This window comes from Streptomyces sp. NPDC004542, from assembly GCF_040610035.1.
Taxonomy (GTDB): Bacteria; Actinomycetota; Actinomycetes; order Streptomycetales; family Streptomycetaceae; genus Streptomyces.
Map to the genome: position 1 here is coordinate 1 of NZ_JBEXLP010000035.1, position 24,210 is coordinate 24,210.

Here is a 24,210-nt window from a genome sequence, read left to right on the forward strand (position 1 = left end):
GGCGGTGGCGGGCCGCCCGGCTCGCCGGGTGCGCGGCACTGCTGGCGGTCGCGCTGACCGGCGGGGCGATCGCCTTCGGTGCCGCGCGGGACGGTTCGCCCGCGCCCGTCGCGGCGTCCAGCGCCGTCTCGCCGGGGCTGCTGGCGAGCGGCGACCTCGACGCGACCATCGCCTCCCTCCAGGCCCATCTGCGCACCCAGCCGAAGGACTACGGCAGCTGGGCCACGCTCGGGCTGGCCTACGACGAGCAGGCCCGGACCAAGGGCGACCCCTCCCGCTACCCGCAGGCCGAGAAGGCCCTGAGGCGCTCGCTGCGGCTGTCCCCGGACAACGACCAGGCGCTGGCGGGCCTCGCCGCGCTCGCCGCCGCCCGGCACCAGTTCACGCGGGCCCTCGGCTACGCCGACCGGGCCCTGGAGCAGAACCCCTACAGCGAACGCGCCCTGTCCTCCCGCGTCGACGCCCTCGTCGAACTCGGCCGGTACGACGAGGCGGCGAAGGCCGCCGACACGGCCGACACGCGCAGGCCCGGAGTACCCGTCTTCACCCGGTACGCCTACGTGCACGAGCTGCGCGGCGATGTGAAGACGGCCCGCCGGGTGCTCCAGCAGGCGCTGTCCACCGCCACCTCCCGCGGCGACATCGCCTACGTCTCCGCCCAGCTCGGCCTGCTCGCCTGGAACCAGGGCGACTACACCTCGGCCCTGCACCACTACGCGCGCGCCCTGGCCGCCGACGAGAACTACCTCCCCGCTCTGGAGGGTCGCGCCCGCGCCCAGGCGGCGAGCGGTGACCGGGCCGCCGCGATCACGGGCATGGAGCTCGTCGTCTCGCGGTACCCGCTGCCCGGCCCGCTCGTCGAACTCGGCGAGCTGTACGAAGCGCGGGGCCAGGACGGCGACCGGGCCAAGGCCGAGGACCAGTACGCCCTCGTCGACGCCTGGATCGCGCTGGCGAAGGCCAACGGCGTCAACGCCGACCTCGACACCGCGCTGGCCGCCGCCGACCACGGCGACAAGGCGGCCGCCCTGCGCGCCGCCCGCGCCGAGTGGGCCCGCCGGCACACCGTGCACACCGCGGACGCCCTGGCCTGGGCCCTGCACGTCAACGGCAAGGACGCAGAGGCCCTCGGCTACGCCCGCCGGGCCACCGCGACCGGCTACCGCAACGCCTCGTTCCTCTACCACCGCGGCGTGATCGAACTGGCCACCGGGCACCGGAAGGACGGCCGCGCCTCGCTCACCGCGGCGCTGAAGCTGAACCCGGGCTTCTCCCCGCTGGGCGCCCGCGAGGCCCGCACGGCACTGGAGGCGGCCCGGTGAAAACCCGCCGTCTCCTCGCCGCCGCCCTGGCCGCCGGCGCGCTCGCGCTGCTGCCCGCCACGGCCGCGAGCGCGCACCCGCTCGGCAACTTCACCGTCAACCGGTACGACGGTCTCGTCGCCGCCCCCGGACAACTGCGTGTCGACCACGTCGAGGACCTCGCCGAGATCCCGGCCACCCAGGCCGGGCCCGACATCAAGCGGCTGGGCCTGACCGAGTGGGCCCGGCAGCGGTGCGCCAGGGCCGCCGAGGGCAGCAGGCTGACCGTCGACGGACGTACGACCGCCCTGTCGGCCGGCACCGCCCACGCGAACCTCCGTCCCGGACAGGCCGGGCTCGACACCCTGCGGGTGGAGTGCCGGTTCACCGCACCGCTGCCCGAGGACGGCACCGTGACCCTCGGCTTCCACAGCGCGGGCACGACCACGGGACCGGGCTGGCGGGAGATCACCGCGCGCGGCGACCGGATGACGCTCACCGCGTCGGACGTGCCGAAGACGTCGGTCTCCCACGAACTGACCTCGTACCCGAAGGACCTGCTCTCCTCCCCGGCCGACACCATCACCGCCTCCGTGCACGCGCGCCCCGGCGGACCGGCCCTGACGGAGGAGCGCCAGGACGCCCCCGCCTCCGCCGTCCTGCCCCGTGGCGCCGACCGCTGGACCCGCGCCCTGGACGACCTCGTCGCCCGCCACGACCTGACGGTCGGCTTCGCCGCCCTGGCCCTGGTCATCGCGATCGGCCTCGGCGCGATGCACGCCCTCGCACCGGGCCACGGCAAGACCCTGATGGCCGCGACGGCGGCGGCCCGGGGCGGCCGGGCCCGGATGCGGGACGTGCTTCCCCTGGCCGCCTCGGTCACGGTCACCCACACCCTGGGCGTGGTGGCCCTCGGGCTGCTCGTCACGGCCGGTTCGGCCGCCACCCCTTCGGTGATCGCCTGGCTGGGCATCGCGAGCGGCCTCCTGGTGACCGTAGCGGGAGCGAACCTCGTACGGCGCGCGCTGCGCAACCGGCAGCCCGGGCACGGCCACACGCACGGCACCGGCCACACGCACGGCGACGGCCACACGCACGAGCACCATCAGCACGACCACGGGCACGACCACGGGCACGAGCACGGTCACGGTCACGAGGACGAGCACGGTCACGACCACGGGCACGAGCACGACCACAGTCACGGTCACGGTCACCATCACGACAACGAGCACCACCATCACGGCGTCGCCGTCGAGCACACCCACGGCGGCTTCACCCACACCCACGCCACCGCCCCCACCCTGCGCGGCACGCTCCTGCTCGGGTTCGCCGGCGGGCTCGTGCCCAGCCCCTCGGCGGTCGTCGTGCTCGTGGGCGCCGCGGCCCTCGGACAGGCGTGGTTCGGTCTGCTGCTGGTCGTCGCGTACGGCGTGGGTCTGGCGCTCACCCTCACCGCGGCGGGATTCGCTGTCGTCAAGCTGGGTAGCGGAATGAACCGGGTGCTGGACAAGCGCCCCCGCTGGACCGCGGGCCCCGCGGCGGCCCTCGTGCGCAGGAGCACTCCGCTGGCGTCCGCGTTCGTCGTGCTGGCCCTGGGCGCCGGACTGGTGCTCAAGGGGGCGGCATCCGCACTGGGCTGAGCTACGTTTGTGGAGAAATCACGCGAGATGCCGTGGGGGGCACCCGTGTCCGGACAATCGGGCAGTGAACGTGTGATCGCCGGCCGCTACCGTCTGCTGTCCCCGCTCGGCGAGGGCGGCATGGGAACCGTGTGGCGGGCCCGCGACGAGGTGTTGCACCGTGAGGTCGCCGTGAAGGAGGTGCGGGCCCCGGCCGGGCTGGCCACGGCGGACGTCGAGCGGATGTACGCCCGGCTGGAGCGCGAGGCCTGGGCTGCGGCCCGGGTCGCGAACCGCAACGTGGTGACGGTGTACGACGTGGCGATGGAGGGCGGCCGGCCCTGGATCGTCATGGAGCTGGTGCGCGGCACGTCCCTCGCCGACCAGTTGGAGTCGGAGGGCCCGCTGCCCCCGCAGCGCGCCGCGCACATCGGCGCCGAGGTGCTGGCCGCGCTGCGCGCCGCCCACGCGGCCGGGGTGCTGCACCGGGACGTGAAGCCGGCCAACGTACTGCTGGCCGAGGACGGCCGGGTGGTGCTGACCGACTTCGGCATCGCCACGGTCGAGGGCAGTTCCGCGCTGACCATGACCGGCGAGGTGATCGGTTCGCCCGAATTCCTGGCCCCGGAGCGGGCGCTCGGGCGTACGCCCGGTCCCGAGTCCGATCTCTGGTCGCTGGGCGTGCTGCTGTACGCGACGGTCGAGGGCAGTTCCCCGTTCCGTCAGGACACGCCGCTGAGCACGCTGCGCGCCGTCGTCGACGAGGAGTTGCCGCCGCCGCGCCGGGCCGGACCGCTCGCCCCCGTGATCGAGGGGCTGCTGCGCAAGGATCCGGCCGAGCGGCTGCCCGCCGAACTGGCCGAGCAGGATCTGCGGCTCGTCGCGGCCGGTGGCACCCCCCGCGCGGACACGGTGCCCATGGGGGCGTACGCCCCGGCGTCCGCGCCCCGCACGCAGCGCTCGCCGTCCCGGACACCGCCGATGCCGATGCCCGCGCCGTCCCGTGCCACCCCGGTGCCCCGGCCGGAGCCCGACCGCAAGAGCCGTGCCGCCGTGGTCCTGGTCGCGGGCCTGGTCGCGGTCGCCCTGGCGCTGGTCGGGCTGACGTACGCGCTGCTCGACCGCGGCAGCGGGGACAAGGGGAACAGCGGTGGCGCGAGCACGGACAAGAGCAGCGGCATCGGCTCCCCCACCCCCAGCCGCGGCACCGACTCGCCCAAGGGTGCCCCGCCGCAGTCCCCGAGCGACAGCCCGGCGAGTTCCGTCCCGGCGCAGTCCGTGCGCGTCACCGTGAGCGGGGCGCACACGGAGTACTCCGGGAGCTGTCCGCCGCCGAGCGCGCAGGCACCGGCGTTCACGGCGACGTTCACGGTGGGCCGGCTGCCCGCGCAGGTCGAGTACCGGTGGGTGGCGAAGAACGGCTCGGTGTCCGACGACGGGTGGAAGACGCTGTCGTTCCCGGCGGGCGGCGGGAAGTCCAAGCAGGACAAGGTCGTCGTGACGACGTACTCGGAGAGCGGGACGATCGAGAACGCGATCCGCGTCGAGGTGCGCGGCCCGGTGCGTACATCGTCCGACCAGGTGCCGTTCTCAGTGGCCTGCGCGACGGAGGAGACCCCGACGGACGGGGCCTCCTCCTCTCCTTCGGCCTCCCCCTGACGGGGATCAGGCCGCGTTGCTGAGCACCGGCAGGTAGCTGCCGGACTGGCCGGACGCGGTCGGGTGGTACGACTCGGTGATGTCGAGCAGGTTCAGGCTGTGCAGCCAGGCGCTGCCGGAGCAGAGCTCGTGGCCGGAGAAGGCGGAGCGGACGTCGCCGAAGACGAAGCCGTGGTCGAGGGCGCGCTTCTGGACGGCGGTGTTCAGATAGTCGGCCGCGTCGTTGATCGCGGCGCGCTTGGTGTCGGAGAGGCCGATGCACGTCGTCCCCAGCTTGTAGAAGCGGGGGTAGCCGAGCACGACCACACGGGCGGAGGGGGCCTTGCCGCTGATCGCCGCGTACACGCTGTCGAGTTTGCCGGGCAGCGTCGAGTCGACGTACGCCTTCGCGGTGTTGATGCGGGACAGGCAGGTGCTGTCGGAGCTGGTGACACAGGTCGTCATGACGTCGGCGAAACCGGCGTCGTTGCCGCCGATGGTGATCGAGACCAGGGCGGTGGAGGTGCTGAGCGAGCCGAGCTGGCTCGCGAGCACGTCGTCCGTCTTGGCACCGGAGCAGGCGTTGAAGGCGAACGAGGACGGGGCGTGCGCGGCGTTCCACAGGTACGGGTACGCCTTGGTGCTGCGGTCGCAACTGCCGCTGGAGCTGATGTAGCTGCCCGACCCCACTCCGGAGGAGTAGGAGTCGCCGAGTGCCACATAACCGCCGGTCGCGGCGAGGGGGGAACCCTGCGCCGTGGCGGCCCCGGTGAGGGCGAGGCCGGTGGCGAGGAGGAGCGAGGTCACGAATGCCGTAAACCGGGAACGTCTCATGGAACCTCCCTTTGGCAGGATCTCTGCCTCGACTGTCCTACCAACTACGCGTGTTGATTGGAAGTGTTCATGCCAAGAGTTTTGACACCTCAACAGAATCGAAATCGCGCGTTTCCTACCTGTTTGTTCGCGTTCAACCGGACGGAACACCACCGGCCCTCAAGCGCCGCCCCAGTGCGTGGTCGAAGCCGGACACGATGCCGTGCGGGCGGCATCCGCGACGTGACGCCCCGTCAAGGACCACGACAAGGACGACAACAGGGGTGGACTGCACGCTTCGGGAGACATCCCGCGGAGCACCCCCTTCCGCGACAGGACGGAGAGGGTGGCGCGGCGGAAACCGGGTGCGCCGGGCGGTCCCGTGCCGGATCATGGCGGCATGTCTGCGAACCCACACGACGCTCTGCCGATCCGGCTCAACGTCGACGACTCCGACTCGCCGTCCGACGTCGTCGACGCGCTGTTCCTCGGCCGCTTCGCGACGGGCGAGCAGCCGTACGCCCACGCGGTCAACATCGACCGCGTCCGCTCCGGGGTGACCCTGCTGCCCCGTGACGCCCGCGTCCTGCGCGTCGCCCGCGACGAGGACCGCAGCGCGACCCTCGCCGAGGGCGACGGCTGGACCCTGCTGGTCTCCCGCTGGAACCGGGGCGCGGACGTCACGGTGACCGCGACCAGCGCCGAACTGGCCGCGAAGGTGCTGAACGAGGCGACGGACGGCGCGGCCGACGAGCCGGAACCGCAGCCGGAGAACGTGACGATGGGCTTCTGGTACGTCTCCCCCAGGCGCGGTCCGCACCGCACCACCCGCCAGATCTCCGCGGGCACCTGGGAGGAGATCCGCGCCAACTACACCGCACCGGTGGCCGAGGCGATGGACCAGCTGATGAAGACCACCCCGGAGGACATCGCGGGCCGCCTGCTGCTGCTCCACGGTCCGCCCGGCACCGGCAAGACCTCGGCGCTGCGCACGCTCGCCCGGTCCTGGCGGGACTGGTGCCAGGTGGACTGCGTGCTCGACCCGGAGCGGCTCTTCTCCGACGTCGGCTATCTGATGGACATCGCGATCGGCGAGGAGGACGCGGCGGGCAAGGGGCGTTGGCGGCTGCTCCTGCTGGAGGACTGCGACGAGCTGATCCGCGGCGAGGCCAAGCACACGGCCGGCCAGGCCCTGTCCCGTCTGCTGAACCTGACCGACGGCCTGCTCGGCCAGGGCCGCAACGTCCTGGTGGGCGTCACCACCAACGAGGACCTGGAGCGCCTGCACCCCGCGGTGGTCCGGCCCGGCCGGTGCCTGGCCCGTATCGAGGTCGGCAGGCTGACCCGCCAGGAGGCGTTGGCCTGGCTCGGCGGTGAGGCCGGTGAGGCCGGCGACCGTGAGGGTGCCGTGGGCCGGGACGGGGCGACGCTGGCGGAGCTGTACGCGCTGCGCCGGGGCACGTCACCGACCTCGGTGCCGGGGGCGCGGGACGGGGCGGACGCGGGGCTCTATCTGTAGTGCTTTGATGGAGGTATGACCCTGTTCGTCGGTACCTCGGGGTGGCAGTACAAGGACTGGCGGGACCTCGTCTACCCGGCCGGGGTCCCGACGCGGCTGTGGCTGGAGGAGTACACGCGGCTCTTCGCCACGGTGGAGATCAACAACGCGTTCTACCGGCTGCCGTCGCGGGAGACCTTCGAGTCCTGGCGGGACCGGGTTCCGCCGGACTTCGTGGTCGCGGTCAAGGCCAGCCGCTACCTCACCCACATCAAGCGCCTGAAGGACCCCGAGGAGCCGGTGCACCGCCTGATGTCCCACGCGGCGGGGCTCGGCGACCGCCTGGGCCCGGTCCTGCTCCAACTCCCGCCGACCCTGCGCGCCGACCCGGCCCTGCTGGACGCCTGCCTCGCCCGCTTCCCCTCCGGCACGCGGGTCGCGGTCGAACCGCGCCACGACTCCTGGTGGACGCCCGAAGTCCGGACGGTACTGGAGTCCCGGGCCGCCGCGCTGTGCTGGGCGGATGTCCTGGCCCGCCCGGTGACCCCGCTCTGGCGCACCGCCGACTGGGGGTACGTCCGCTTCCACCAGGGCCGCGCCCGGCCGTGGCCGCGCTACGGGCGGCGCTCCCTGGAGACATGGGTCGACCGCATCGCCACCACCTGGCCCGACACCCACGACGTCTACGCGTACTTCAACAACGACCCGGGCGGCGCGGCCGTGGCGGACGCGGTGACCTTCGGCAAGGCGGCGGCGAAGGCCGGCCTGACGGCGACCCGCACACCGGACCCGGCCGCACCCTCCACCACCGCGGACAAGGCAGCGCCACGACGACACTCAGCCACGACAACACACTCCGACGGCCCCTGACCCGCACGAGCCACTCAATCACCGTAAGCCGCCCGCACGACGACGGCGGCGGCGAAGGCCGGCCTGACGGCACCCCGCACACCGGACCCGGCCGCACCCTCCACCACCGCGGACAAGGCAGCGCCACGACGACACTCAGCCACCGCGGTTCCGGCGGTGTCTGACCCGCCCAAGCCGCTCGATCAATCCCCGTAAGCCGCCCGCAGGGCATCCCGCACGGCGGCGAGCGCCGCGGCCTCGTCCAGACCGAGTCGCCGCACCCGCTCGGCATAGGCCTGGGCAGCCGACGCCGCTTCCCGGACCGCGGCGGAGCCCGCGGCGGCGACGAACGTTCCGTTGCGGCCCCGCGTCTCGATCGCCCCGTCCGTCTCCAGCGCCCGGTACGCCTTGGCCACCGTGTTCACCGCGAGGCCCAGCGACTCGGCCAGTGCGCGCACCGTCGGCAGCCGGTATCCGACCGGCAGTTCACCGGACCGGGCCTGCTCGGAGATCTGCGCCCGCACCTGCTCGTAGGGCGGCGCGCTGTCATCGATGTGGATCTTCAAGGTCACGGGCCGATTCTCTCCCACCCACCGGAAAATGAGAGGCATCCGGGCAGGGCCGCCGCCTACCGTGCGACTCCATGACAGTGTTCGTGCGCGACCTGCGTCCCGACGTCCGTACCGACGCGGAGGGCTTCGCCCGTGTCCGGCAGCTCGCTCTCCCCTTCTTCCTGGTCACCCCCGAGTCCGTCGCCTACGACCTCGCCCACGCCCACCCCGACGGGCACTACCGCCCCCTCGTCGCCGAGGAGGACGGCGAGATCGTCGGCACGGCCCAGGTCGGCATCGCCCATGACAGCCGGGATGCCGGCATGGGCTATCTGAACGTGTACACACACCCCGGGCGGACCCGCCGCGGCGCGGGCTCGCTCCTGGTCCGGGCCGCCGAGGAGCACCTGGCCGAGCGCGGGGCGAAGAAGCTGTTCGCCTGGGTGCTGGACGCGCCCGGCAACCGCGCCTTCGCGGAGCGGCACGGCTACCGCGCCAGCCGCTCCGCGCACTTCCTCCGGCTGGACCTGGCGCACGGCACGCTGCCGCCGTCCGCGGACGCCCCACCGGGTGTCGAACTCCGCACCGGGGCAGACTTCGCGGACGATCCGCGTCCGCTGTTCGAACTGGACGCGGAGGCGATGACCGACGAGCCGAGCGACATCGACTACGAGTTCACCGACTACGGGGCCTGGCTGAACGAGAGCTGGCACCACCCGCTGGTCAGCCGCGAACTGACCTCGGTGGCCGTGGTGGACGGCCGTCCCGTCGCGTTCAGCGTGGCCCGTACGGACGGCGGCACGCGGTACGGCACCGTCATGACCGGCACCGCGCGTGCCTTCCGCGGCCGGGGCCTGGCCAAGCTGGCCAAGAACCACTCCCTGCACCGGGCCCGAGCGGCCGGGTTCACCGAGGCGTTCACCGGCAACGACACCGGCAACGGCCCGATGCTGGCGATCAACAAGTGGTTCGGGTACGAGGTCTGCGCGACGGAGGTGCGGTATGTCCGCGAACTCGGCTGACGGGACGGCCCTGGTGGAGGTCGTCCTCGTCAAGGGCGGCCGGACGAAGATCCGTTACCGGGGCGAGCTGACGGGGGACGACGGCGACCGTGTCACCGTACGGGCCCCCTGGGCGGGCGCCGGAGTCCGCGACTTCGGCTTCGTGCGCTTCGAGCCCGGTGACGTCTTCACCGAGTACTACTGGCGCAACCGCTGGTACGCGGTGAAGGAGGTCCGTGCCGCGGACGGTGGTGTGAAGGGCTGGTACTGCGACATCACCCGCCCCGCGGCCGTCTCCGGCACGGAGCTGGTCGTCGAGGACCTCGATCTGGACCTGTGGCGTTCCGCCGACGGCGGCGACGTACGGCGGCTGGACGAGGAGGAGTTCGCCGGGAGCGGCCTGGCGGAGCGGGATCCGCGGGCGGCCGCGGCGGCCCTGGCCGCGCTCGACGAACTGGAGGCGCTGGCCCGCGGGGACGGCTTCGGCGCCCTGCTGGCCTGAGGCCGGCCAGGGGCTCACACCGTCGCCACCACCGCGTACCGCTCGTCGTGGACGGTCCTGCCCCACAGCGCCGGGTCGTCGGACAGCCGCTCCACGCGCACCTGCCGGACGACCGGCTCCAGAAGGCCGACGAGCCGGTCCGCGGATATCCCGACCGGGGAGGTCGTCCCCCACACGCCCTCCACCAGCACGAGACGTCCCCCTGGCCGGAGCAGCCCGCGCCAGTGCCGCAGCACGCGGGCCGGGTCGGGCAGCGTCCACAGCACGTGCCGCACCAGCACCACGTCGAAGCGCTGCTCCCCGACCGGGGGTGCCGCCGCATCACCGAGCAGGAACACCGCGTCACGGCCGGCCAGCTTGGTGCGGGCCAGCTCCACCATCGGCGGGGACAGGTCGACGCCGGTGACGCGGTGCCCCCGCTCGGCGGCGAGCAGCGACAGGCTGCCGGTGCCGCAGCCGAGGTCCAGGACGTCGGCGGGGCGGTTCGGGAGCCAGGTTCCGAGCCGGGCCGCCCAGGCCGCACGGACCCGCGGGTCGCGCAGGCCGTGGTCGGGTTCCTCGTCGAAGCCGGCCGCCTCGGCGTCCCAGTCGACACGCACCGCGGTCGGTTCGTCACTCGTGTTTGCCATGCCCCAAGCGTGACACCCGCCACTGACATCCGAATCGTGACAGCCGCCACTGACAGATCCCGGCCGATGAGGAACTCTCACCGAAAGGGTCTACCTCCGTGACACCACGGAACCCGGTAGGCACTGAAGGAGGCAGCCATGCGCCGCGCAGTCGTGCACAAGCCCCTGAAGAGGCCTGACACCCGCCGCGTCCGCGACGAGGCCGAGGAGCGTCCCGCAGGCCGCCCCGAGGTGCGCAAGGACATCGCCCGCACGTGGTGGCCGGACGGCTGACCGGACGAGGCCACCGTCCCTGCCTGAGCGCAGCCTCAGCGCTGCCTCAACGCGAGCACAAGGATCCCCCTCACCCGCCCTCCGCGGGCGATCCCACGGTTTTCCCGGGCTGGTTTCGGAGCGCGGCTCCTGGGGCCTGTCCGGCGGCTCAGGCCGGACAGGCCCCGGCGCGGCCGTCAGCTGAACGCCGACGCGCAGGTCGTGGCGGTGGCGTGGGCCGGGTCGAGGGCGTTGGCGACCTCGTGGAAGGCGATGCGGTCGAAGAGCGCGATCGCCACGTGTTCGGAGAGGTCGAGCGGGCACAGGTCCTGCAGCAGGACGTTGGTGACGCCCGAGCCGCTCAGGTACTGGCTGCGCCAGGGGGTGGCCACCTCGTCGTACTGGGTGGCGAGGACCGTGTACCGCACTCCGGGGACGGTGTCGCCGCCCGCGTTGAGCTTGGTCAGGAAGTCGGAGCCGGGGATCTGGTCCGCGAGGCCGGGGGTGGTGTCCTTGATCAGGTCCTCGGCGCCGGGGAAGTACGGCAGCAGGTTGGTGAGGCCGCTCAGCGTGGCGCCGTGGTTGTCGGGGGCGATACCGACCAGGGCGTTCACCTTGGCGGCTCCGCCGAGGAACTTGAGGTAGTAGCGGGGCATCATGCCCCCCTGCGAGTGGCCGACCAGGTCGGCCTTGGCCGCGCCGGTCGCGGCGAGCACCTTGTCGACGAAGGCGGAGAGTTGTTCCGCCGACTTGTCGATGGGGCCGAGCCCGTGGAAGACGGGGACGCCGGTCAGTTGCCCGTAGTCGAGTGAGTAGACGCAGTACCCGCGGTGCGTCAGGTACGGCGCGAGGGACAGCCAGTTGTCGACGGAGTTCCCCAGCGTGCCGTGGACCAGGACGACGGGGCGGGGGTGGGCGGCGGACGGCTTGCAGGAGTAGTCGTTCCAGCCGCTCGTCGAAGTCGCCGCGGCGGCGGTCGTCGTGGCGGCCTGGGCGGTGGCGGCGGGGACGGTGGCGCCGGCGGCGGTCAGGAGCAGGGCGGCCAGGGGTCTGAGCAGGCGCTTCCAGGGCAGCATCGGGTGATCTCCTTGCGGCTCGGGGGGGTTCGACGGCCTTACGCCCTGTGATCCGGATCACGGGATGCTGTTCATTCGTCAAGTTACGGATCAGTAGCAGATGTGGGAAGTTACGCGTCAGTAAAAACTTCCAGTGACAGTCGGCGACCCACCCGCCCTCAAGGGGCCGTCACCAGGCAGGCCTGATCGGACCGTAGGGAGCGATCCGCCCCAAACGGTCGCGCAACGCGCGGAATTCACCCTCACCCAGCAGTCCGGCCCACTCCCCCACGACCTCCGCGGCCGCCTCCTCCGCCGCCCGGGTACAGGCCCAGCCCCGCTCGGTCAGCACGATCAGCCGCGCCCGGGCGTCCCGGGGATGCGGCCGCCGCTCGGCGTACCCCTTGCGCACGATCTCCTCGACGAGCTGGCTGGCGGCCTGCTTGGTGACCCCCAGGTGGGCGGCGAGTTCGGTGACCGTCGCCCCGTCCGGGGCGAGCCGGGCGAAGGCGAAGCCGTGCGCGGGCCGCACCCCCTCGAAACCCCGGGCCAGGACGCCGTCGTGAATGCGTCGCGTGAGGTCGGCGGCGGCGGCGAGCAGGGCCGCGGACAGGGCGATGGCTTCGGAGTCGTGCACGGAGGAATTCAAACACCCTTGACCACATGGTCAAGCAGCTTGACCATGGAGAAAGTAGTCAAGTAGCTTGACCAATTCCGACCCGGAGGCCAGCCATGCCCGTCGTCCGCTCGTCCGAGGCCACGACCCACGAGATCCACGGCGCGAGGTTCGTCTCGTACGCCACCCCGCTCACCGGCAGCAAGGAGCTGTGCGCCTGGCGCGGGGAGATCCCGGCGGGGACGAAGGCCCCCGCCCACACCGTCAACCGAGAGGAGATCTTCCACCTGCTCATCGGCGAGCTGGTCATCACGCTCGACGGCCGCACGGAGCGGATCACGGCCGGTGACACGGTGATCGTCAACCCCGGCACCACCCTCGCCGTCGAGAACCCCGCCGGTCACACCGCGATCTCCTGGGTCACCACCTCCGTCGGCCTGGAGGCGGAGCTGGCCGACGGCACGCGCGTCACGCCGCCGTGGGCCAACTGACCGCCAGCGCCGCCGGCATCACCGCCCGGGGCCCGAACCTGGCTCGCGCGCGGTCCGCGACCTCCTCGATACGGCGGACCTTCTCGTCCACGGGGTCGAAGGTGAGCTGGCGGGAGGCCCGATCGGCGGGGGTGAGCCCCTCGGCGCGCAGGGTGAGGGCGCGGACCCGGGCCCGCTGGAGGCCGAGCGCCTCGTACATGCCGTACGCCGCCCTGGTCAGCGCCGCCGAGTGCGCGGTCGGCTCTCCGAAGGTGCGGCTGCGGGTCGTGGCGGTCCGGTCGGCGTAGCGCACGGTGAGGGTCAGGGTGCGGCAGACCTTCTCCAGGGCGCGCAGCCGGGCGCCCAGTTCCCCGGCGGCGGACAGCAGCGCCGCGCGGTGGCGGCCGGGGTCCAGCTCGTCCAGCCGGAAGGGGCGTTCGGCGGCCAGTGACCGGGCGACCGCGTTCGGGACCACCCGGCCGCGGTCGATCCCGTTCGCCTTCTCGTGCAGGTCGCGGCCCGCCTTCGCGCCGGCCAGGCGCTGGAGCGTGGACAGGGGTGCGGCGGCGACCCGGCCCAGGGTGTCGAGGCCGTACTCGCACAGCGTGCGGGCCATGGCGGTGCCGACGCCGGGGAGCGCGGCCACGGGACGGCCGGCCAGGAACTCCCTGACGGCGTCCCGGTCCGCGGGGACCGCGCAGGTCGTCCCGGGCCGTGCGTCGCGCAGGGCCATACGGGCCAGCAGCGGGCCCGGCCCGGCCCCGGTCACGCAGTCGACGCCGTACAGCGCGAGGGCCCGGACCCGGATCACCGCCGCCAGTGCGACGGCGTCGCGCCCGAAGTAGCGCTCCGCGCCCCGCAGATCGGCCAGGGCCCCGTCCGGCGGCAGGGCCTCGACGACCGGGGTGAACTCCTCGAGGAGCCCGATCAGCTCCGGCAGCGCCGCCTCGTGCATCGGCGGCAGCTGGAAACGTACGCAGAGGATCGTCATCCCGCACTCCCCGGACTCCGGTGCCACAGCTTCTTCCCACCCGCCGGGCCCTCGCCCGCGGGACGCAGATCGGCCCAGGGATGCATCTCGTACCCCGTGGGCATGCGGATCGTCCGGCCCCCGGCCGGTTCCCCCCGCCGTTCGGGCACGGGCTCCGCCAGCCGTGCCGCCACCTCGTCGAGGCCGCCCCCGGCGCGCAGCTCGACGAGTTCCGCGAGGTTCCAGGCCGCGGAGCCCACCACGCTGAGGCTGCGCGGGCCGCGCCGCTGCACCACTCCGCGCACCAGCAGCAGCCAGGAGTGGAAGACGGTGTGCGCGCAGGCGTCGTGGGAGTCGTCGAAGAAGGCCAGGTCGACCAGACCCGTTCCGTCGTCCAGCGTGGTGAAGACGACCCGCTTGCCGGACCGGATCGGCGGGGTCTGGGTGGCCACCTTGGCGCCCGCGACCAGCACCGTCTCACCGTGCCGCGCCTCGCGCAGCCGGCGGGCGGAGACCACGCCCAGCTCCTGGAGGAACTCCCGGTGGTCGTCCATCAGGTTGCGCGAGGCGTCCATGGACAGCACGCCCAGCTCGGCGCTGAGCCGCTCCTCCGGGGTGAGGTCGGGCAGTCCGGCGGAGGCGGTCTTGTGCCCGCCGGCCAGGGGGAGCTGACCGCCGCCCGCGCCCCGGGCGCCCCGGTGCAGCTCGGACAGGTGCAGTTGCAGGTCGCGGCGGTTGGCGCCAAAGGCGTCCAGCGCGCCGACCTGGGCCAGCCGCTGGGCCAGCGGCCGGCTCGGGCGGGCCCGTTCCCAGAAGTCCAGCAGCGAGGCGTACGGCTGCCCGTCGGCGATCCGCCTCGCCTCGGCCTCGGTGATGCCGTGCACGTCGGAGAGGGCCAACCGGAGCCCCCACACCCCCGGTTCAGACACCAGTTCGATCCGATGGGCGACCCCGGACACGTTCACGTCCAGCGGCAGGACCGGCACCCCGCGCCGCCGCGCGTCCGCCAGCAGCAGCCGCTTGGGGTACATCCCCGGGTCGTGCGTGAGCAGCCCGGCGTAGAAGGCGGCCGGGTGATGCGCCTTCAGCCAGGCCGACTGGTACGTCGGTACGGCGAAGGCGACCGCGTGCGCCTTGCAGAAGCCGTAGGAGCCGAAGGCTTCGATGATCTCCCAGGTTCGCTGAATCGTTTCTGCGTCATAGCCGTGCGCCGCCGCCTGCTGCGCGAACCAGAACCTGATCCGGCCCTGCGACTCCGGATCCGACAGCCCGCGCCGCACCCGGTCCGCCTCGCCGCGCCCGCAGCCGGTCATGATGTCGACGATGTCGATGACCTGCTCGTGGAAGACGACGACCCCGTACGTCTCCCTCAGCGGCCGCTCCAGGTCGCGGTGCGGACAGCGCACCGGCGCCCGCCCGTGCCGGGCCTCGATGAACGGCCGCACCATGTCGGCGGCGACCGGACCGGGCCGGAAGAGGGAGATGTCGACGACGAGATCGTGGAACGTGGCCGGCTGGAGGCGCCCCACCAGGTCCCGCTGGCCCGGTGACTCGATCTGGAAGCAGCCCAGCGTCTCGGCGGAGCGGATCAGCCGGTACGTCGCCGGGTCGCCGGGCGGCAGGCCGTCCAGGTCCACCTCGGCGCCCGTCGCCCGCTTCACCTCCGCGACCGCGTGCACCATCGCCGACTGCATCCGCACGCCCAGCACGTCCAGTTTGAGCAGGCCGAGGTCTTCCACGTCGTCCTTGTCGAACTGCGACATGGGGAAGCCCTCGCCGCTGGTGGGCACGACCGGCGTACGGGCCAGGAGGGAGGCGTCGGAGAGGAGCACTCCGCAGGGGTGCATGGCGACCCCGCGCGGGAGGGCGTCCAGGGCCTCGACCAGCTCCCAGAGCCTGCCGTACCTCTCCCGCTCCCCGGCCAGTTCCTTGAGTTCGGGCAGTTCCTCCAGCGCCGCGCGGGCATCGCGGGCCCGGATGTGCGGGAAGGACTTGGCGACGCGGTCGATCTCGGCCGGGTCCATGGACAGGGCCGCGCCCACGTCCCGGATCGCGTGGCGGACCCGGTACGTCTCCGGCATCGCGACCGTCGCGACCCGCTCGCCGCCGAACCGGTCGATGATCGCCCGGTAGACCTCCAGCCGGCGCGCGGACTCCACGTCGATGTCGATGTCGGGCAGCACGATCCGCTCCTTCGACAGGAAGCGTTCCATCAGCAGCCCGTGCTCGACCGGGTCGGCGTGCGCGATGCCGAGCAGGTGGTTGACGAGCGAGCCGGCGCCGGAGCCGCGCGCGGCCACCCGGATGCCCATCCCCCGTACGTCGTCCACCACTTGGGCGACGGTCAGGAAGTACGAGGCGAAGCCGTGGTGGGCGATGATGTCCAGCTCCCGGTGCATCCGCTCCCAGTAGGCGCGCCGGGTGCCGTAGCCGAGCCGCACCATCCCCGCCGCCGCCCGCGAGGCCAGCGCCCGCTGGGCGGTGCGGCGGCCGGCGCCGGCCAGGTGCGGCTCGGGGAAGTGGACGGTGCCGATGCCGAGGTCCTCCTCGGGGTCGACCAGACACTCCGCGGCCGTCGTCCGGGTCTGCTCCAGCAGGCGGTGGGCGGCCTCGCGCCGGTAGCCCGCGGCCTCCACGACCCGCTCGGCCACGCCCAGCATCGCCTCCGCGTCCTTCAGCCAGGCCTCGCCGGAGTCCAGCTCCTTGGCGGGGTCGACCGGGACCAGGCGGCGGGCGGCGTCCAGGACGTCGGCGACCGGGCCCAGGCCGGGGTCGGCGTACCGGACGGCGTTGCTGAGCACCGGCCGGATCCGCTGCTCGGCGGCGAAGCCCACGGTGCGGGCGGCCAGCCGCAGGGAGCCGGGACCGGTGCCCTGGCGGCCGTGCCAGACGGCCTCCAGCCGCAGGGCGTCGCCGTAGACCTCGCGCCAGGGCACGAGGAGCTTCGCGGCCCGGTCGGGACGGCCCGCGGCGAGGGCGCGGCCGACGTCGGAGGCGGGGCCGAGCAGGACGGTCAGGCCGTCGGCGTGGTTGTCGGGCCAGGGCAGCAGCGGGGTGCCCGCCGCGGTGTGGGCGGCGGTGACCAGCCGGCACAGACCGGCCCAGCCGCGGGCCCCGTCCCGGGCGAGGAAGGTCACGCGGGGTGTCGACTCGTCGATGAAGGCACCGCCGCGGACGGGGGTACGGCGCCGCTCCGTCGAGGCGGCCCCGCCCTGGCCCGGGGAGCCGCCCGGACGCGCCCGCCCGGCCGGCTCCCCCACCGCCAGCTCGACGCCGAACAGCGGGCGGACGCCCTGCTCGGCGCAGGCCTTGGCGAAGCGGACCGCGCCGGCGAGGGTGTCTCGGTCGGTGAGGGCGAGGGCGTCCATGCCCCGCTCGGAGGCGCGCTCGGCCAGCCGCTCGGGGTGCGAGGCGCCGTAGCGCAGGGAGAACCCGGAGACGGTGTGCAGATGCGCGAAACCCGGCACACGCACCTCCCGTTCCTCGCGAGCCCCGACCGGCTCTCGAACATCAGTTCCCTACCTACACCTCCACCATACCCCCATCCTCGAACGAGTGTGCGACACTCCTTCCGGCGCTTCTCACCTGCGCAAACACGGACATCCACCCCCTCGCGCGCAGAAGATCTCGCCGTCGGCGGTGCGGTCGCCGCTGCCGCCGGAGGCCCGGCCGATCGCCTCGCCGCCCGGGAAGAGCGAGCCGCCGCTGCCACCGGGTCCGGCGCACACGCCGGTCCGGACGGGGCCGCCGACGCCGCCCTCCGCGTGGTTCACCGTGGCGGTCGGGCCGGCGTGCCGGAGCGCACCCGGGTGGCCGAGCCGCCGCCGGTGGCCTTCATGCCGCGGGTGGCCTTCATGCCGCCGGTGGCCTTCACGCCGCCGGTGACCTCGGCCGCACCTGGCGCCGCGCTCCCCCTGCCGCCGGGCCGTTCACCGCCGTCCCGAGGAATCCGCACCGCGAGCCCCACCCGCGGGCGACTCGCAGCGGACCGTGACATCGAGCCGGGGCTCGTTTTCGCTCTCGCAGCGCGAGAGAGCCCCCGCACGCGGGTTCGCGTACGGGGGCTCTCAGGGAGCGGAACCGGAGGACCGTCAGCCGACGCTCACGCCGTACGCGCTCAGCGCCTCGGTGACCGGCTGGAAGAAGGTGGTGCCGCCGGAGGTGCAGTCGCCGCTGCCGCCGGAGGTCAGACCGTAGGCCACGGAACCCGCGTACAGCGGGCCGCCGCTGTCGCCGCCCTCGGCGCAGACCGTGGTCTGGATCAGGCCGGAGACGATGTCACCGCTGCCGTAGTTGACGGTGGCGTTCAGGGCGGTGACCCGGCCGCTGTGGGTGCCGGTGGTGGAGCCGCGACGGTACACCGTCGTACCCACGGACGGCGTGGCCGCGCTGGAGATGGTCTGGCTGCCGACCGCGCTCGGGTGCGCGATCGAGGAGTTGGTGTAGCGGACCAGCGCGTAGTCGTTGCCCGGGAAGCTGTAGCTGACGTTCGTGCCCAGCACCGTGGTGCGACCGGAGTTGCTGTACCAGGTCGAGGCGACCTCACCGCAGTGACCCGCGGTCAGGAAGTAGTAGGTGCTCCCGCTGTGCACGTTGAAGCCGAGCGAGCAGCGGTAGGAGCCGCCGTAGATGGCGTCGCCGCCGGTGATCAGCTTGTTGAACGTGCCGGGGGTGTGCTTGATGGTCAGGGCGCCGGCACCGGCGCCGGCCTGCCGCTTGATCTTGGCGATCTCGGCCTTGGAGACGGTGCTGTCGACGGTGACGACGACCCGGTTGGTCTTGCTGTCGACGGCCCAGGCCGTGCCGGGGACGTCCGCCTTGAGCACGGCTCCGCTCGCCGTGCCGAGTTGGGCGGTGCTGAAGGTCTGGACATCGCTCGCGCTCGCGGTGGGGACGGCGAACGCGGCTGCGGCCACGAATCCGGTGGCCACGGCGATCAGCCGGGTCCGTCTCGCGATGGGCCCGCGTGGGGTGTTGCGCTTGATCCTCACTTTTCGTTCCCTCCCAGGGGGAAGTCGGGGGCCCGCGTGGGGTCGGGGCCCGTGAGGCGCAGCCAGGGGGTGTCGACGCCCGGATGAGGCATGCCGTGTCCCTGACAAGCGCTGTGGGGGAGTATTCGGCCGAACGGCCGGTAGGCGCAAGGGCGCCTTTCGGCCGTGCGATCGCGGGCGATCCGTGCCGTCGGTGTGCGTTCCCGGTGCGATCAGCGCATATGACGCACCGTCAGTTCCGCTGCGGCCGCGGGGCCCGGAGCAGTCGCCGCTCCCCCGCCTCGACGGCGGCGTCCAGCGTGTTCCCCGGCGGCGGGAACGGGCACAGGAAGTGGTCGGCGAAGGCGCACGGCGGCAGCACGGCCCGGTTGAAGTCGACGGTGGTGCGGCCGGCGGCGTCAGGGGCGGCGGGGTACAGGAACCGGAACCGGTGACCGGTGTCGCCGCTGGTGGCGTCGGCGAACACCGCCCACAGCCCACCGCTCGCCTGCCGGGCCACCTGGAGCGTCAGCTCCCGCCCCGCCAGGGTGAAGACGAGCTCACCGGCGAGGCCGAGTCCGCGCTCGACGCCGTCGGCGGCCTGGACCCGGACGGTGCGCGTCCCGTCGTACGCCGTGAAGCGTCCGGGCACCGACCAGCGCGGGTCGTACGGCGTGGCCTCGACACCCCGGAAGTTCCGGCGGGCCTCGGCGTCAGGGTCGTAGTGCCGGATCCCCCAGACACCTTCACGTATCAGCACGACCAGCCGCCGGTTGCCGAACGCGACCCGGGAGGACTGCTCCGGCCCGCTGTCGGCGGCCAGGCGTGTCACACCGGAGAAGGGCCGGCCGTCCACGGTGAGGCCGTCGGCTCCGGTGGCGGTGAGCAGTACCGCGTCGCCGTCCACGCTCCAGGTACCGGGGATGTCCGGAAGTCGCCCTTCCGGATGGTCCTGGATCCAGTGCGTGCCGATGAGCGCGAGCGGCCCGTAGGGGGCGGACACCGCGTCCACGCGGTCCTCGTGCCACCGCTTCCACTCGTCGGATGCGTCCGTCGTCATGTACTCGAACCTTCCATGTGCTGATCGAAGAATCCCTGTGGGTTCGGCCGTTCCCTACCGCTCGAGGCGGACACGCGGCCGGTGGGCTCATGAGGCGCAGCCCGTTCTCCGGGGACTCGGAACTCCTGGCCCCCCGCGTCGGAGGGCCGCGTCAGGTCCCGCAGGAAGGCCAGCACGGCCCGGGCGGTGGCGTCGTTCTGCCGGAAGGCGGGACCGCCGGTGCGCGGCCGGGTGAAGGCGCCCGGGGCACGGCCGTCGGTGTACGGGCCGAGGGCGAAGCGCCGGGGGTGCGGCCGGCCGTCCCGGTCGAGGATCCGCCCGTCGCCGGGGTCCACCCGGAGCAGCCCGTCGGGGGTCTCGGCGGCCCCGTCGGCGTGCAGTTCGCGCAGCAGGGTGTCGCGGGCCCGGCCGACGGTGGGCTCGGGCAGCCGTGCCTCGACCAGCGCCCGTGCCTCGGCCGAGAAGCCGGGCACGGTGGGGCTCGACGCCCGGAACACACCGTCCTCGGCGGCGACGGTCATGCCGGCGCCGACGAACCGGAGCAGTCCCGCCCGGGACAGGGCGAGCATCTGCCGCAGCCGGGGCCCGGGCGGCCCGGAGGCGAGGTAGCTGAAGAAGCCGTGCCACCAGGGGCCGACGGAGCCGAGCCGGATCAGCTGACCGTAGACGGAGAGCAGCCCGAGGAAGACCGCCAGGTCGGCGCTGTACCGGGCGTCGTGCCGACGGCCAAGGTCGCCCTCGATGTACTCCCGCAGCCCCTCCTGGAACTCCTCGTGCGAGCCGTACCGCACCCCGTCCAGCGGGTGGTCGAGCGCGGCGAGGTCCAGCCGGTCGCCGGGATCCGGTACGGCGGAGGCGACGAGGGTCTCGCGGTCGGCGGCGTCCCCCGCGGCGTACTTCTCCTCGAAGTCCCGCCAGGCGAGGGCCGTCCGCTCGGGGTGGGCAGTGAACAGCCGGTGGTAGTGGGCGAAGCCGAGCTCCTTCTCGACCAGCGGCCACACGTCCCGGCGGAAGTCGAAGCCCTCCGGCCGGGCGAGCAGTTCCCCGACCTCGGCGGGACCGAAGAAGCGGGGCAGCGGGGGGCGTTCGCCGGTCCAGTCGTAGCCGATCTTCGAGTGGTACGGGACTCCGCGCCGCGAGCCGACGTACAGGACCGGTTCGCGGCCCGAGGGCAGGTACACGTCCCCCTCGTACCGGCCGCCGCGGCCCTCCGTCAGCAGCACCATCAGGTCGACGAAGGCGAGTCCGAAGCCCCGGACGAGCACGGGCTCGCCGGGCTTCAGCGCCGTGAGGTCGCTGTCGGCGGTGTAGTCCGGCGGGAGGTGCACCAGGCCGTGCTCACGCGCGTACGCCGCCAGACGGGCCTGCTCCGCGTCGAGTTCGGCGTCGAGGTGGCCGACGGCGAGGACGACGAGGTCGGCGAGGAGCGGACGCGGGCGGCTCTCCAGCCACACCTGCTGGCGGCCCCCCGGTGGGCCGCCGACGCGCAGGGCGCGCCGGGGGTGGTGGTGGACGGTGACACCCGGCGGCAGGCCGGCCACCGCCCGGTCGTACACCCAGCGCAGGTAGTCGCCCTGGATCCGGCGGTCCGCGAAGACGCGTCCGTCCAGACCCGCCCACTCGTGCAGGGTGGGGCCCTCGCGCACCGGCCCGGCCATCTCCACCGTCTCGTCGGTGAACATGGTGACGTCCTCGGCGTGCGAGTTCATCCACAGCAGCGGGGACTGCGCCGCCCGCCAGACGCGTCCGGCGCCCGGCGGGTGCGGGTCGACGAGGTGGATGTCGAGGCCGGCACCGGAGTACAGCTCGGGCGCGTTGGCGGCGATGCGCTCCAGCAGACCGGTCGCCCGCGGCCCGGCCCCGACGATCACCAGCGCCGGCCTGGAGGCGCTCGCGGGGGCCGCTTGGGGATCGGCCGCGCCGAGAACGGCCGGCCGTCGGCGGTGCGGACGGTGCGGGGTGGTGTCGGCCCGCTCCGGCACGCCGGGCGCGGCGGGGACATGGGGAAGGGTGTCGTAGGACAGAGGGGTGTCGTGGGACATGCGAAGGCTCCGTGACGCAGGGGGAACACGGGTGGATGCCTTCACACGGGCGCGCCGCACGGCGCGCTACGGCCGAACCCCTCAGCAGGGCCGTCCGCCGACTGTACGGGGCCGTTTCCCCTCACTGTCAAGGCTGTCCATGATGTGAGCGGTACGTCTCGAGCCGGTTGACGGGAATGCGGATGCCTGTTCCACTTGGCCCATGCATCCGCAGCAGTGGCTGGTCACCCGCTCCCACATCGACTTCGGTCGTGTGTGGTCCTGTTCCTGTTGAGCCGACCCCACCGCGCGCCCTGATCCGCTGATCCGGCCGGGCGCCTTGCGCATGTCACCTCTCCCTCCTCGCCTTCACACGCGCACCCCTCCCCTCGCGCCCCCGCATGCCTTCCGGTTCCCCCTCGTATTCCACATGTCGCACTCGTAGCGGAATGGAGCGTCACAGACCGCAGTCGCAGCACGAGCAGCACTCGCAGGCCTCGCAGCACTGGCAGGCGTCGCAGCAGTCGCAGCAGTCGCAGTCGCCGCAACAGCCCTCGCGCTTCTTGCGCGACCAGGGGCCCTCGTACTCGTCGGCACAGCACACCTTGCAGGTGCAGCACAGCCCGAGGGCGACGGCACAGCCTGCCCAGAATCCCCGCTTCTCCGGACGTGGCGGCTCACCGCCGAAGGGGTTGCCGTAGGGGTTGCCCGGCGCCGGGGGCGCCTGGTGGCCCGGGGGCGGTCCGAAGGAGGCCTCGGGTGCGTGCCCGCAGGAGCGGGTGCCGAACGCCCGGTCCACCGAGCGGCGCAGTTCGTGCACCAGCAGCAGGTGCGCCAGCTTCCCGTCGGTGAACTCGGCCTCGCGCAGGGCGAGCCGGATGCCGTGCAGCGCGTCGTCGGCGAGCCGGCGGGCCTCGGTGAGCGAGGTGCCGGTCGCGGTGAGCGGGTTCCAGGCGCCGGACGCGGCGTCGGCGGCGCGGTCCTCGACGGCGTCCAGGAGGTGGGCCAGCCGTCCGAAGAGCCGCCCGGCCTCCGCGAGCGGTTCGGCGTTGCCCGGCCGCCCGGCGAGCACGGCGGTGTGCGCGAAGGCGGCCGCGGTCGCCGTCTCGGTCGGCTCGGTGACCGTCAGGACGGGCGTTCCCGGGCCGGCGAGGGACTCGATGCCGAGCTGCCGGTCGACGGCGTCGACGAGTACGGCGGTGTCGAACCCGATGTCCGCTCCGGTACGGGCACCCGCGCGCCCCCAGGTGGCGGCGACCCGGCGCGCGGCGAGCGCGACCGGCCGCCGGGCCAGCAGTCCGTCGCCGTCGGTGACATGGTCGCGCACCTTGGCCGAGGCCAGCACCAGCGAGACGGCCGCCGCGAGCCGGGCACCCTCGCCCCGGGCCACGGAGGCGGTGCGCATCCCGCGCAACGGGCACGGCCCGGCGGTACGCCGCAGACCGCCCTGCTGCCGTGCCTGAGCCTCCGTCAACACCGATATGAGCAGACCGTCGTAATTAGTGACTATACGCGCGAACTGTCCGTGGTCCCCGCGCAGCGCGAGGCACAGCCCGCACAGATGGGCCATCCACTCCGTCTTGAGGCTTTCACCGAGCCGGTGACTGCAGGGCCTGACGATTCCGAACACGACGCTCCCCCGTGGTGCGATGCGACGATGAGCCGACGTTGAGCTGCGGCATCGTATCGACCGACCATCGGTTCGGAGCAGCCCCCGCGCTCACCCGTACGCAGCAGGCGTCACCCAAACGCCGATGAAGATCATATTTCACTCACAGTCAGCAGCCGTGTAGAGCACGACCCTTGGGGCACACGGGCTCTCGACGGATTCGCTGTGCACCAGTACCGTCACAAACCCCCCGCGCGGCGTCTATCCACTTGGCGCGCCGTCCGCATCATGGATGACCATAGGGACGCGGAAGCAAGAAGACCGCTGTGAGAGGAGGCGTCCATGGGATCGGTACGCAAGGCGAGTGCGTGGCTCGGCCTCGTCGACGACAACGATGACGAGCGTTACTACGACGACGACTACTCCGAGGGGAGCGAGCCCGGGGATGCCTGGGTGACCGACCCGCGGGTGAAGGTGGCGACGGACGTCGCCGAGGACAAGAACCGCCGGATCGGCACCGTGACCCCGGACAGCTTCCGGGACGCGCGCGCCATCGGCGAACTGTTCCGGGAGGGAGTACCGGTCATCATGAACCTCACGGCCATGGAGCCGGCCGACGCCAAGCGCGTGGTCGACTTCGCGGCCGGGCTCATCTTCGGCCTGCGCGGCTCCATCGACCGCGTCTCCAACCGGGTGTTCCTGCTGACGCCCGCGGACACCGAGATCGTCAGCGGCGAGGCCAGGTCCCGTCACTCGGACGGCTTCTTCAACCAGAGCTGAGGCAGG

22 protein-coding genes are annotated in these 24,210 nt (G+C 73.2%); 10 read left to right on the plus strand and 12 right to left on the minus strand.

What is annotated here, in order from left to right:
- From ABZX30_RS20275 to ABZX30_RS20285, 3 genes are all read left to right on the plus strand, one after another.
- Window positions 1–1,322: tetratricopeptide repeat protein (locus ABZX30_RS20275; protein WP_355935211.1), on the plus strand; the 1,322-nt coding region annotated here is incomplete at its 5' end.
- Window positions 1,319–2,941, plus strand: a complete 1,623-nt coding sequence (locus ABZX30_RS20280; protein WP_355935213.1) for a sulfite exporter TauE/SafE family protein — start codon at window positions 1,319–1,321, stop codon at window positions 2,939–2,941. The genes ABZX30_RS20275 and ABZX30_RS20280, both read left to right, overlap by 4 nt.
- Before the next feature lie 27 nt (window positions 2,942–2,968).
- Entirely contained in the window at window positions 2,969–4,579 is a 1,611-nt protein-coding gene (locus ABZX30_RS20285; protein ID WP_355935313.1) for a protein kinase, read from the plus strand.
- Between the two features lie 6 nt (window positions 4,580–4,585).
- On the opposite strand, the gene ABZX30_RS20290 is transcribed toward ABZX30_RS20285, so the two are convergent.
- On the minus strand, window positions 4,586–5,392 hold the full coding sequence (locus tag ABZX30_RS20290; RefSeq protein ID WP_355935215.1) for an SGNH/GDSL hydrolase family protein: 807 nt from the start codon (window positions 5,390–5,392) through the stop codon (window positions 4,586–4,588).
- A gap of 379 nt (window positions 5,393–5,771) precedes the next feature.
- Here ABZX30_RS20290 and ABZX30_RS20295 point away from each other — a divergent pair, with 379 nt between their 5' ends.
- On the plus strand, window positions 5,772–6,890 hold the full coding sequence (locus tag ABZX30_RS20295; protein WP_355935216.1) for a DUF5925 domain-containing protein: 1,119 nt from the start codon (window positions 5,772–5,774) through the stop codon (window positions 6,888–6,890).
- Between the two features lie 15 nt (window positions 6,891–6,905).
- The gene (locus ABZX30_RS20300) at window positions 6,906–7,739 is read left to right on the plus strand and encodes a DUF72 domain-containing protein (RefSeq protein WP_355935218.1); all 834 of its coding nucleotides are present in this window, start codon (window positions 6,906–6,908) and stop codon (window positions 7,737–7,739) included.
- A gap of 182 nt (window positions 7,740–7,921) precedes the next feature.
- On the opposite strand, the gene ABZX30_RS20305 is transcribed toward ABZX30_RS20300, so the two are convergent.
- The gene (locus ABZX30_RS20305; protein ID WP_355935220.1) at window positions 7,922–8,290 is read right to left on the minus strand and encodes a GntR family transcriptional regulator; all 369 of its coding nucleotides are present in this window, start codon (window positions 8,288–8,290) and stop codon (window positions 7,922–7,924) included.
- 71 nt (window positions 8,291–8,361) lie between these two features.
- Here ABZX30_RS20305 and ABZX30_RS20310 point away from each other — a divergent pair, with 71 nt between their 5' ends.
- Together ABZX30_RS20310 and ABZX30_RS20315 are read left to right on the plus strand one after the other, a co-directional pair.
- The gene (locus ABZX30_RS20310; protein ID WP_355935222.1) at window positions 8,362–9,291 is read left to right on the plus strand and encodes a GNAT family N-acetyltransferase; all 930 of its coding nucleotides are present in this window, start codon (window positions 8,362–8,364) and stop codon (window positions 9,289–9,291) included.
- Entirely contained in the window at window positions 9,272–9,772 is a 501-nt protein-coding gene (locus tag ABZX30_RS20315) for a DUF402 domain-containing protein (RefSeq protein WP_355935224.1), read from the plus strand. The genes ABZX30_RS20310 and ABZX30_RS20315 overlap by 20 nt, the downstream gene beginning before the upstream one ends.
- 14 nt (window positions 9,773–9,786) lie before the next feature.
- On the opposite strand, the gene ABZX30_RS20320 is transcribed toward ABZX30_RS20315, so the two are convergent.
- Window positions 9,787–10,401 (minus strand): class I SAM-dependent methyltransferase, encoded by a 615-nt coding sequence (locus ABZX30_RS20320; protein ID WP_355935226.1) that lies wholly within the window; start codon window positions 10,399–10,401, stop codon window positions 9,787–9,789.
- Window positions 10,402–10,539: 138 nt separating this feature from the next.
- Here ABZX30_RS20320 and ABZX30_RS20325 point away from each other — a divergent pair, with 138 nt between their 5' ends.
- Window positions 10,540–10,674: a hypothetical protein gene (locus ABZX30_RS20325; protein WP_355935228.1), complete on the plus strand. Its 135-nt coding sequence runs from the start codon at window positions 10,540–10,542 to the stop codon at window positions 10,672–10,674.
- A gap of 176 nt (window positions 10,675–10,850) precedes the next feature.
- On the opposite strand, the gene ABZX30_RS20330 is transcribed toward ABZX30_RS20325, so the two are convergent.
- Both ABZX30_RS20330 and ABZX30_RS20335 read right to left on the minus strand, forming a co-directional pair.
- Window positions 10,851–11,729: an alpha/beta fold hydrolase gene (locus ABZX30_RS20330; protein ID WP_355935229.1), complete on the minus strand. Its 879-nt coding sequence runs from the start codon at window positions 11,727–11,729 to the stop codon at window positions 10,851–10,853.
- Window positions 11,730–11,898: 169 nt separating this feature from the next.
- Window positions 11,899–12,345: a MarR family winged helix-turn-helix transcriptional regulator gene (locus tag ABZX30_RS20335; protein WP_355935231.1), complete on the minus strand. Its 447-nt coding sequence runs from the start codon at window positions 12,343–12,345 to the stop codon at window positions 11,899–11,901.
- 95 nt (window positions 12,346–12,440) lie between these two features.
- On the opposite strand from ABZX30_RS20335, the gene ABZX30_RS20340 reads away from it, so the two are divergent.
- On the plus strand, window positions 12,441–12,815 hold the full coding sequence (locus ABZX30_RS20340; protein WP_355935233.1) for a cupin domain-containing protein: 375 nt from the start codon (window positions 12,441–12,443) through the stop codon (window positions 12,813–12,815).
- Here the strand turns inward: ABZX30_RS20340 and ABZX30_RS20345 are convergent.
- The 7 genes from ABZX30_RS20345 to ABZX30_RS20375 form a co-directional block, all read right to left on the minus strand.
- Entirely contained in the window at window positions 12,793–13,785 is a 993-nt protein-coding gene (locus tag ABZX30_RS20345; protein WP_355935235.1) for a hypothetical protein, read from the minus strand. The two genes, ABZX30_RS20340 and ABZX30_RS20345, sit on opposite strands and share 23 nt — an antisense overlap.
- A complete protein-coding gene (gene dnaE / locus ABZX30_RS20350) occupies window positions 13,782–17,231 on the minus strand; it encodes a DNA polymerase III subunit alpha (protein WP_355935314.1) in 3,450 nt (1,149 codons plus the stop codon). Before dnaE ends, ABZX30_RS20345 begins: the two co-directional genes overlap by 4 nt.
- A gap of 302 nt (window positions 17,232–17,533) precedes the next feature.
- Window positions 17,534–17,719 (minus strand): hypothetical protein, encoded by a 186-nt coding sequence (locus ABZX30_RS20355; RefSeq protein WP_355935237.1) that lies wholly within the window; start codon window positions 17,717–17,719, stop codon window positions 17,534–17,536.
- A gap of 136 nt (window positions 17,720–17,855) precedes the next feature.
- Window positions 17,856–18,755 carry a S1 family peptidase gene (locus ABZX30_RS20360; protein WP_355935239.1) on the minus strand — a complete coding sequence of 300 codons (900 nt, stop codon included), beginning with the start codon at window positions 18,753–18,755 and terminating at the stop codon, window positions 17,856–17,858.
- A 232-nt stretch (window positions 18,756–18,987) separates the two neighbouring features.
- On the minus strand, window positions 18,988–19,794 hold the full coding sequence (locus ABZX30_RS20365; protein ID WP_355935241.1) for a DUF1684 domain-containing protein: 807 nt from the start codon (window positions 19,792–19,794) through the stop codon (window positions 18,988–18,990).
- Window positions 19,791–21,665, minus strand: a complete 1,875-nt coding sequence (locus tag ABZX30_RS20370) for an FAD/NAD(P)-binding protein (protein WP_355935315.1) — start codon at window positions 21,663–21,665, stop codon at window positions 19,791–19,793. The genes ABZX30_RS20365 and ABZX30_RS20370 overlap by 4 nt, the downstream gene beginning before the upstream one ends.
- A gap of 607 nt (window positions 21,666–22,272) precedes the next feature.
- Window positions 22,273–23,445, minus strand: coding sequence for a DUF5685 family protein (locus ABZX30_RS20375; RefSeq protein WP_355935243.1), 1,173 nt, complete (start codon window positions 23,443–23,445; stop codon window positions 22,273–22,275).
- Window positions 23,446–23,766: 321 nt separating this feature from the next.
- Between ABZX30_RS20375 and ABZX30_RS20380 the strand changes: the two genes are divergently transcribed.
- On the plus strand, window positions 23,767–24,204 hold the full coding sequence (locus ABZX30_RS20380) for a cell division protein SepF (protein WP_355935245.1): 438 nt from the start codon (window positions 23,767–23,769) through the stop codon (window positions 24,202–24,204).
- The last annotated feature ends 6 nt before the right edge of the window (window positions 24,205–24,210 follow it).

Excerpts from the sequence above, each read along its gene's own strand:
- ABZX30_RS20285 (WP_355935313.1), top strand. The coding sequence starts at position 2,969 with ATGCCGTGGGGGGCACCCGTGTCCGGACAATCGGGCAGTGAACGTGTG.
- ABZX30_RS20290 (WP_355935215.1), bottom strand. The coding sequence starts at position 5,392 with ATGAGACGTTCCCGGTTTACGGCATTCGTGACCTCGCTCCTCCTCGCC.
- ABZX30_RS20295 (WP_355935216.1), top strand. The coding sequence starts at position 5,772 with ATGTCTGCGAACCCACACGACGCTCTGCCGATCCGGCTCAACGTCGAC.
- ABZX30_RS20300 (WP_355935218.1), top strand. The coding sequence starts at position 6,906 with ATGACCCTGTTCGTCGGTACCTCGGGGTGGCAGTACAAGGACTGGCGG.
- ABZX30_RS20310 (WP_355935222.1), top strand. The coding sequence starts at position 8,362 with ATGACAGTGTTCGTGCGCGACCTGCGTCCCGACGTCCGTACCGACGCG.
- ABZX30_RS20315 (WP_355935224.1), top strand. The coding sequence starts at position 9,272 with ATGTCCGCGAACTCGGCTGACGGGACGGCCCTGGTGGAGGTCGTCCTC.
- ABZX30_RS20320 (WP_355935226.1), bottom strand. The coding sequence starts at position 10,401 with ATGGCAAACACGAGTGACGAACCGACCGCGGTGCGTGTCGACTGGGAC.
- ABZX30_RS20325 (WP_355935228.1), top strand. The coding sequence starts at position 10,540 with ATGCGCCGCGCAGTCGTGCACAAGCCCCTGAAGAGGCCTGACACCCGC.
- ABZX30_RS20330 (WP_355935229.1), bottom strand. The coding sequence starts at position 11,729 with ATGCTGCCCTGGAAGCGCCTGCTCAGACCCCTGGCCGCCCTGCTCCTG.
- ABZX30_RS20340 (WP_355935233.1), top strand. The coding sequence starts at position 12,441 with ATGCCCGTCGTCCGCTCGTCCGAGGCCACGACCCACGAGATCCACGGC.
- ABZX30_RS20345 (WP_355935235.1), bottom strand. The coding sequence starts at position 13,785 with ATGACGATCCTCTGCGTACGTTTCCAGCTGCCGCCGATGCACGAGGCG.
- ABZX30_RS20365 (WP_355935241.1), bottom strand. The coding sequence starts at position 19,794 with ATGACGACGGACGCATCCGACGAGTGGAAGCGGTGGCACGAGGACCGC.
- ABZX30_RS20380 (WP_355935245.1), top strand. The coding sequence starts at position 23,767 with ATGGGATCGGTACGCAAGGCGAGTGCGTGGCTCGGCCTCGTCGACGAC.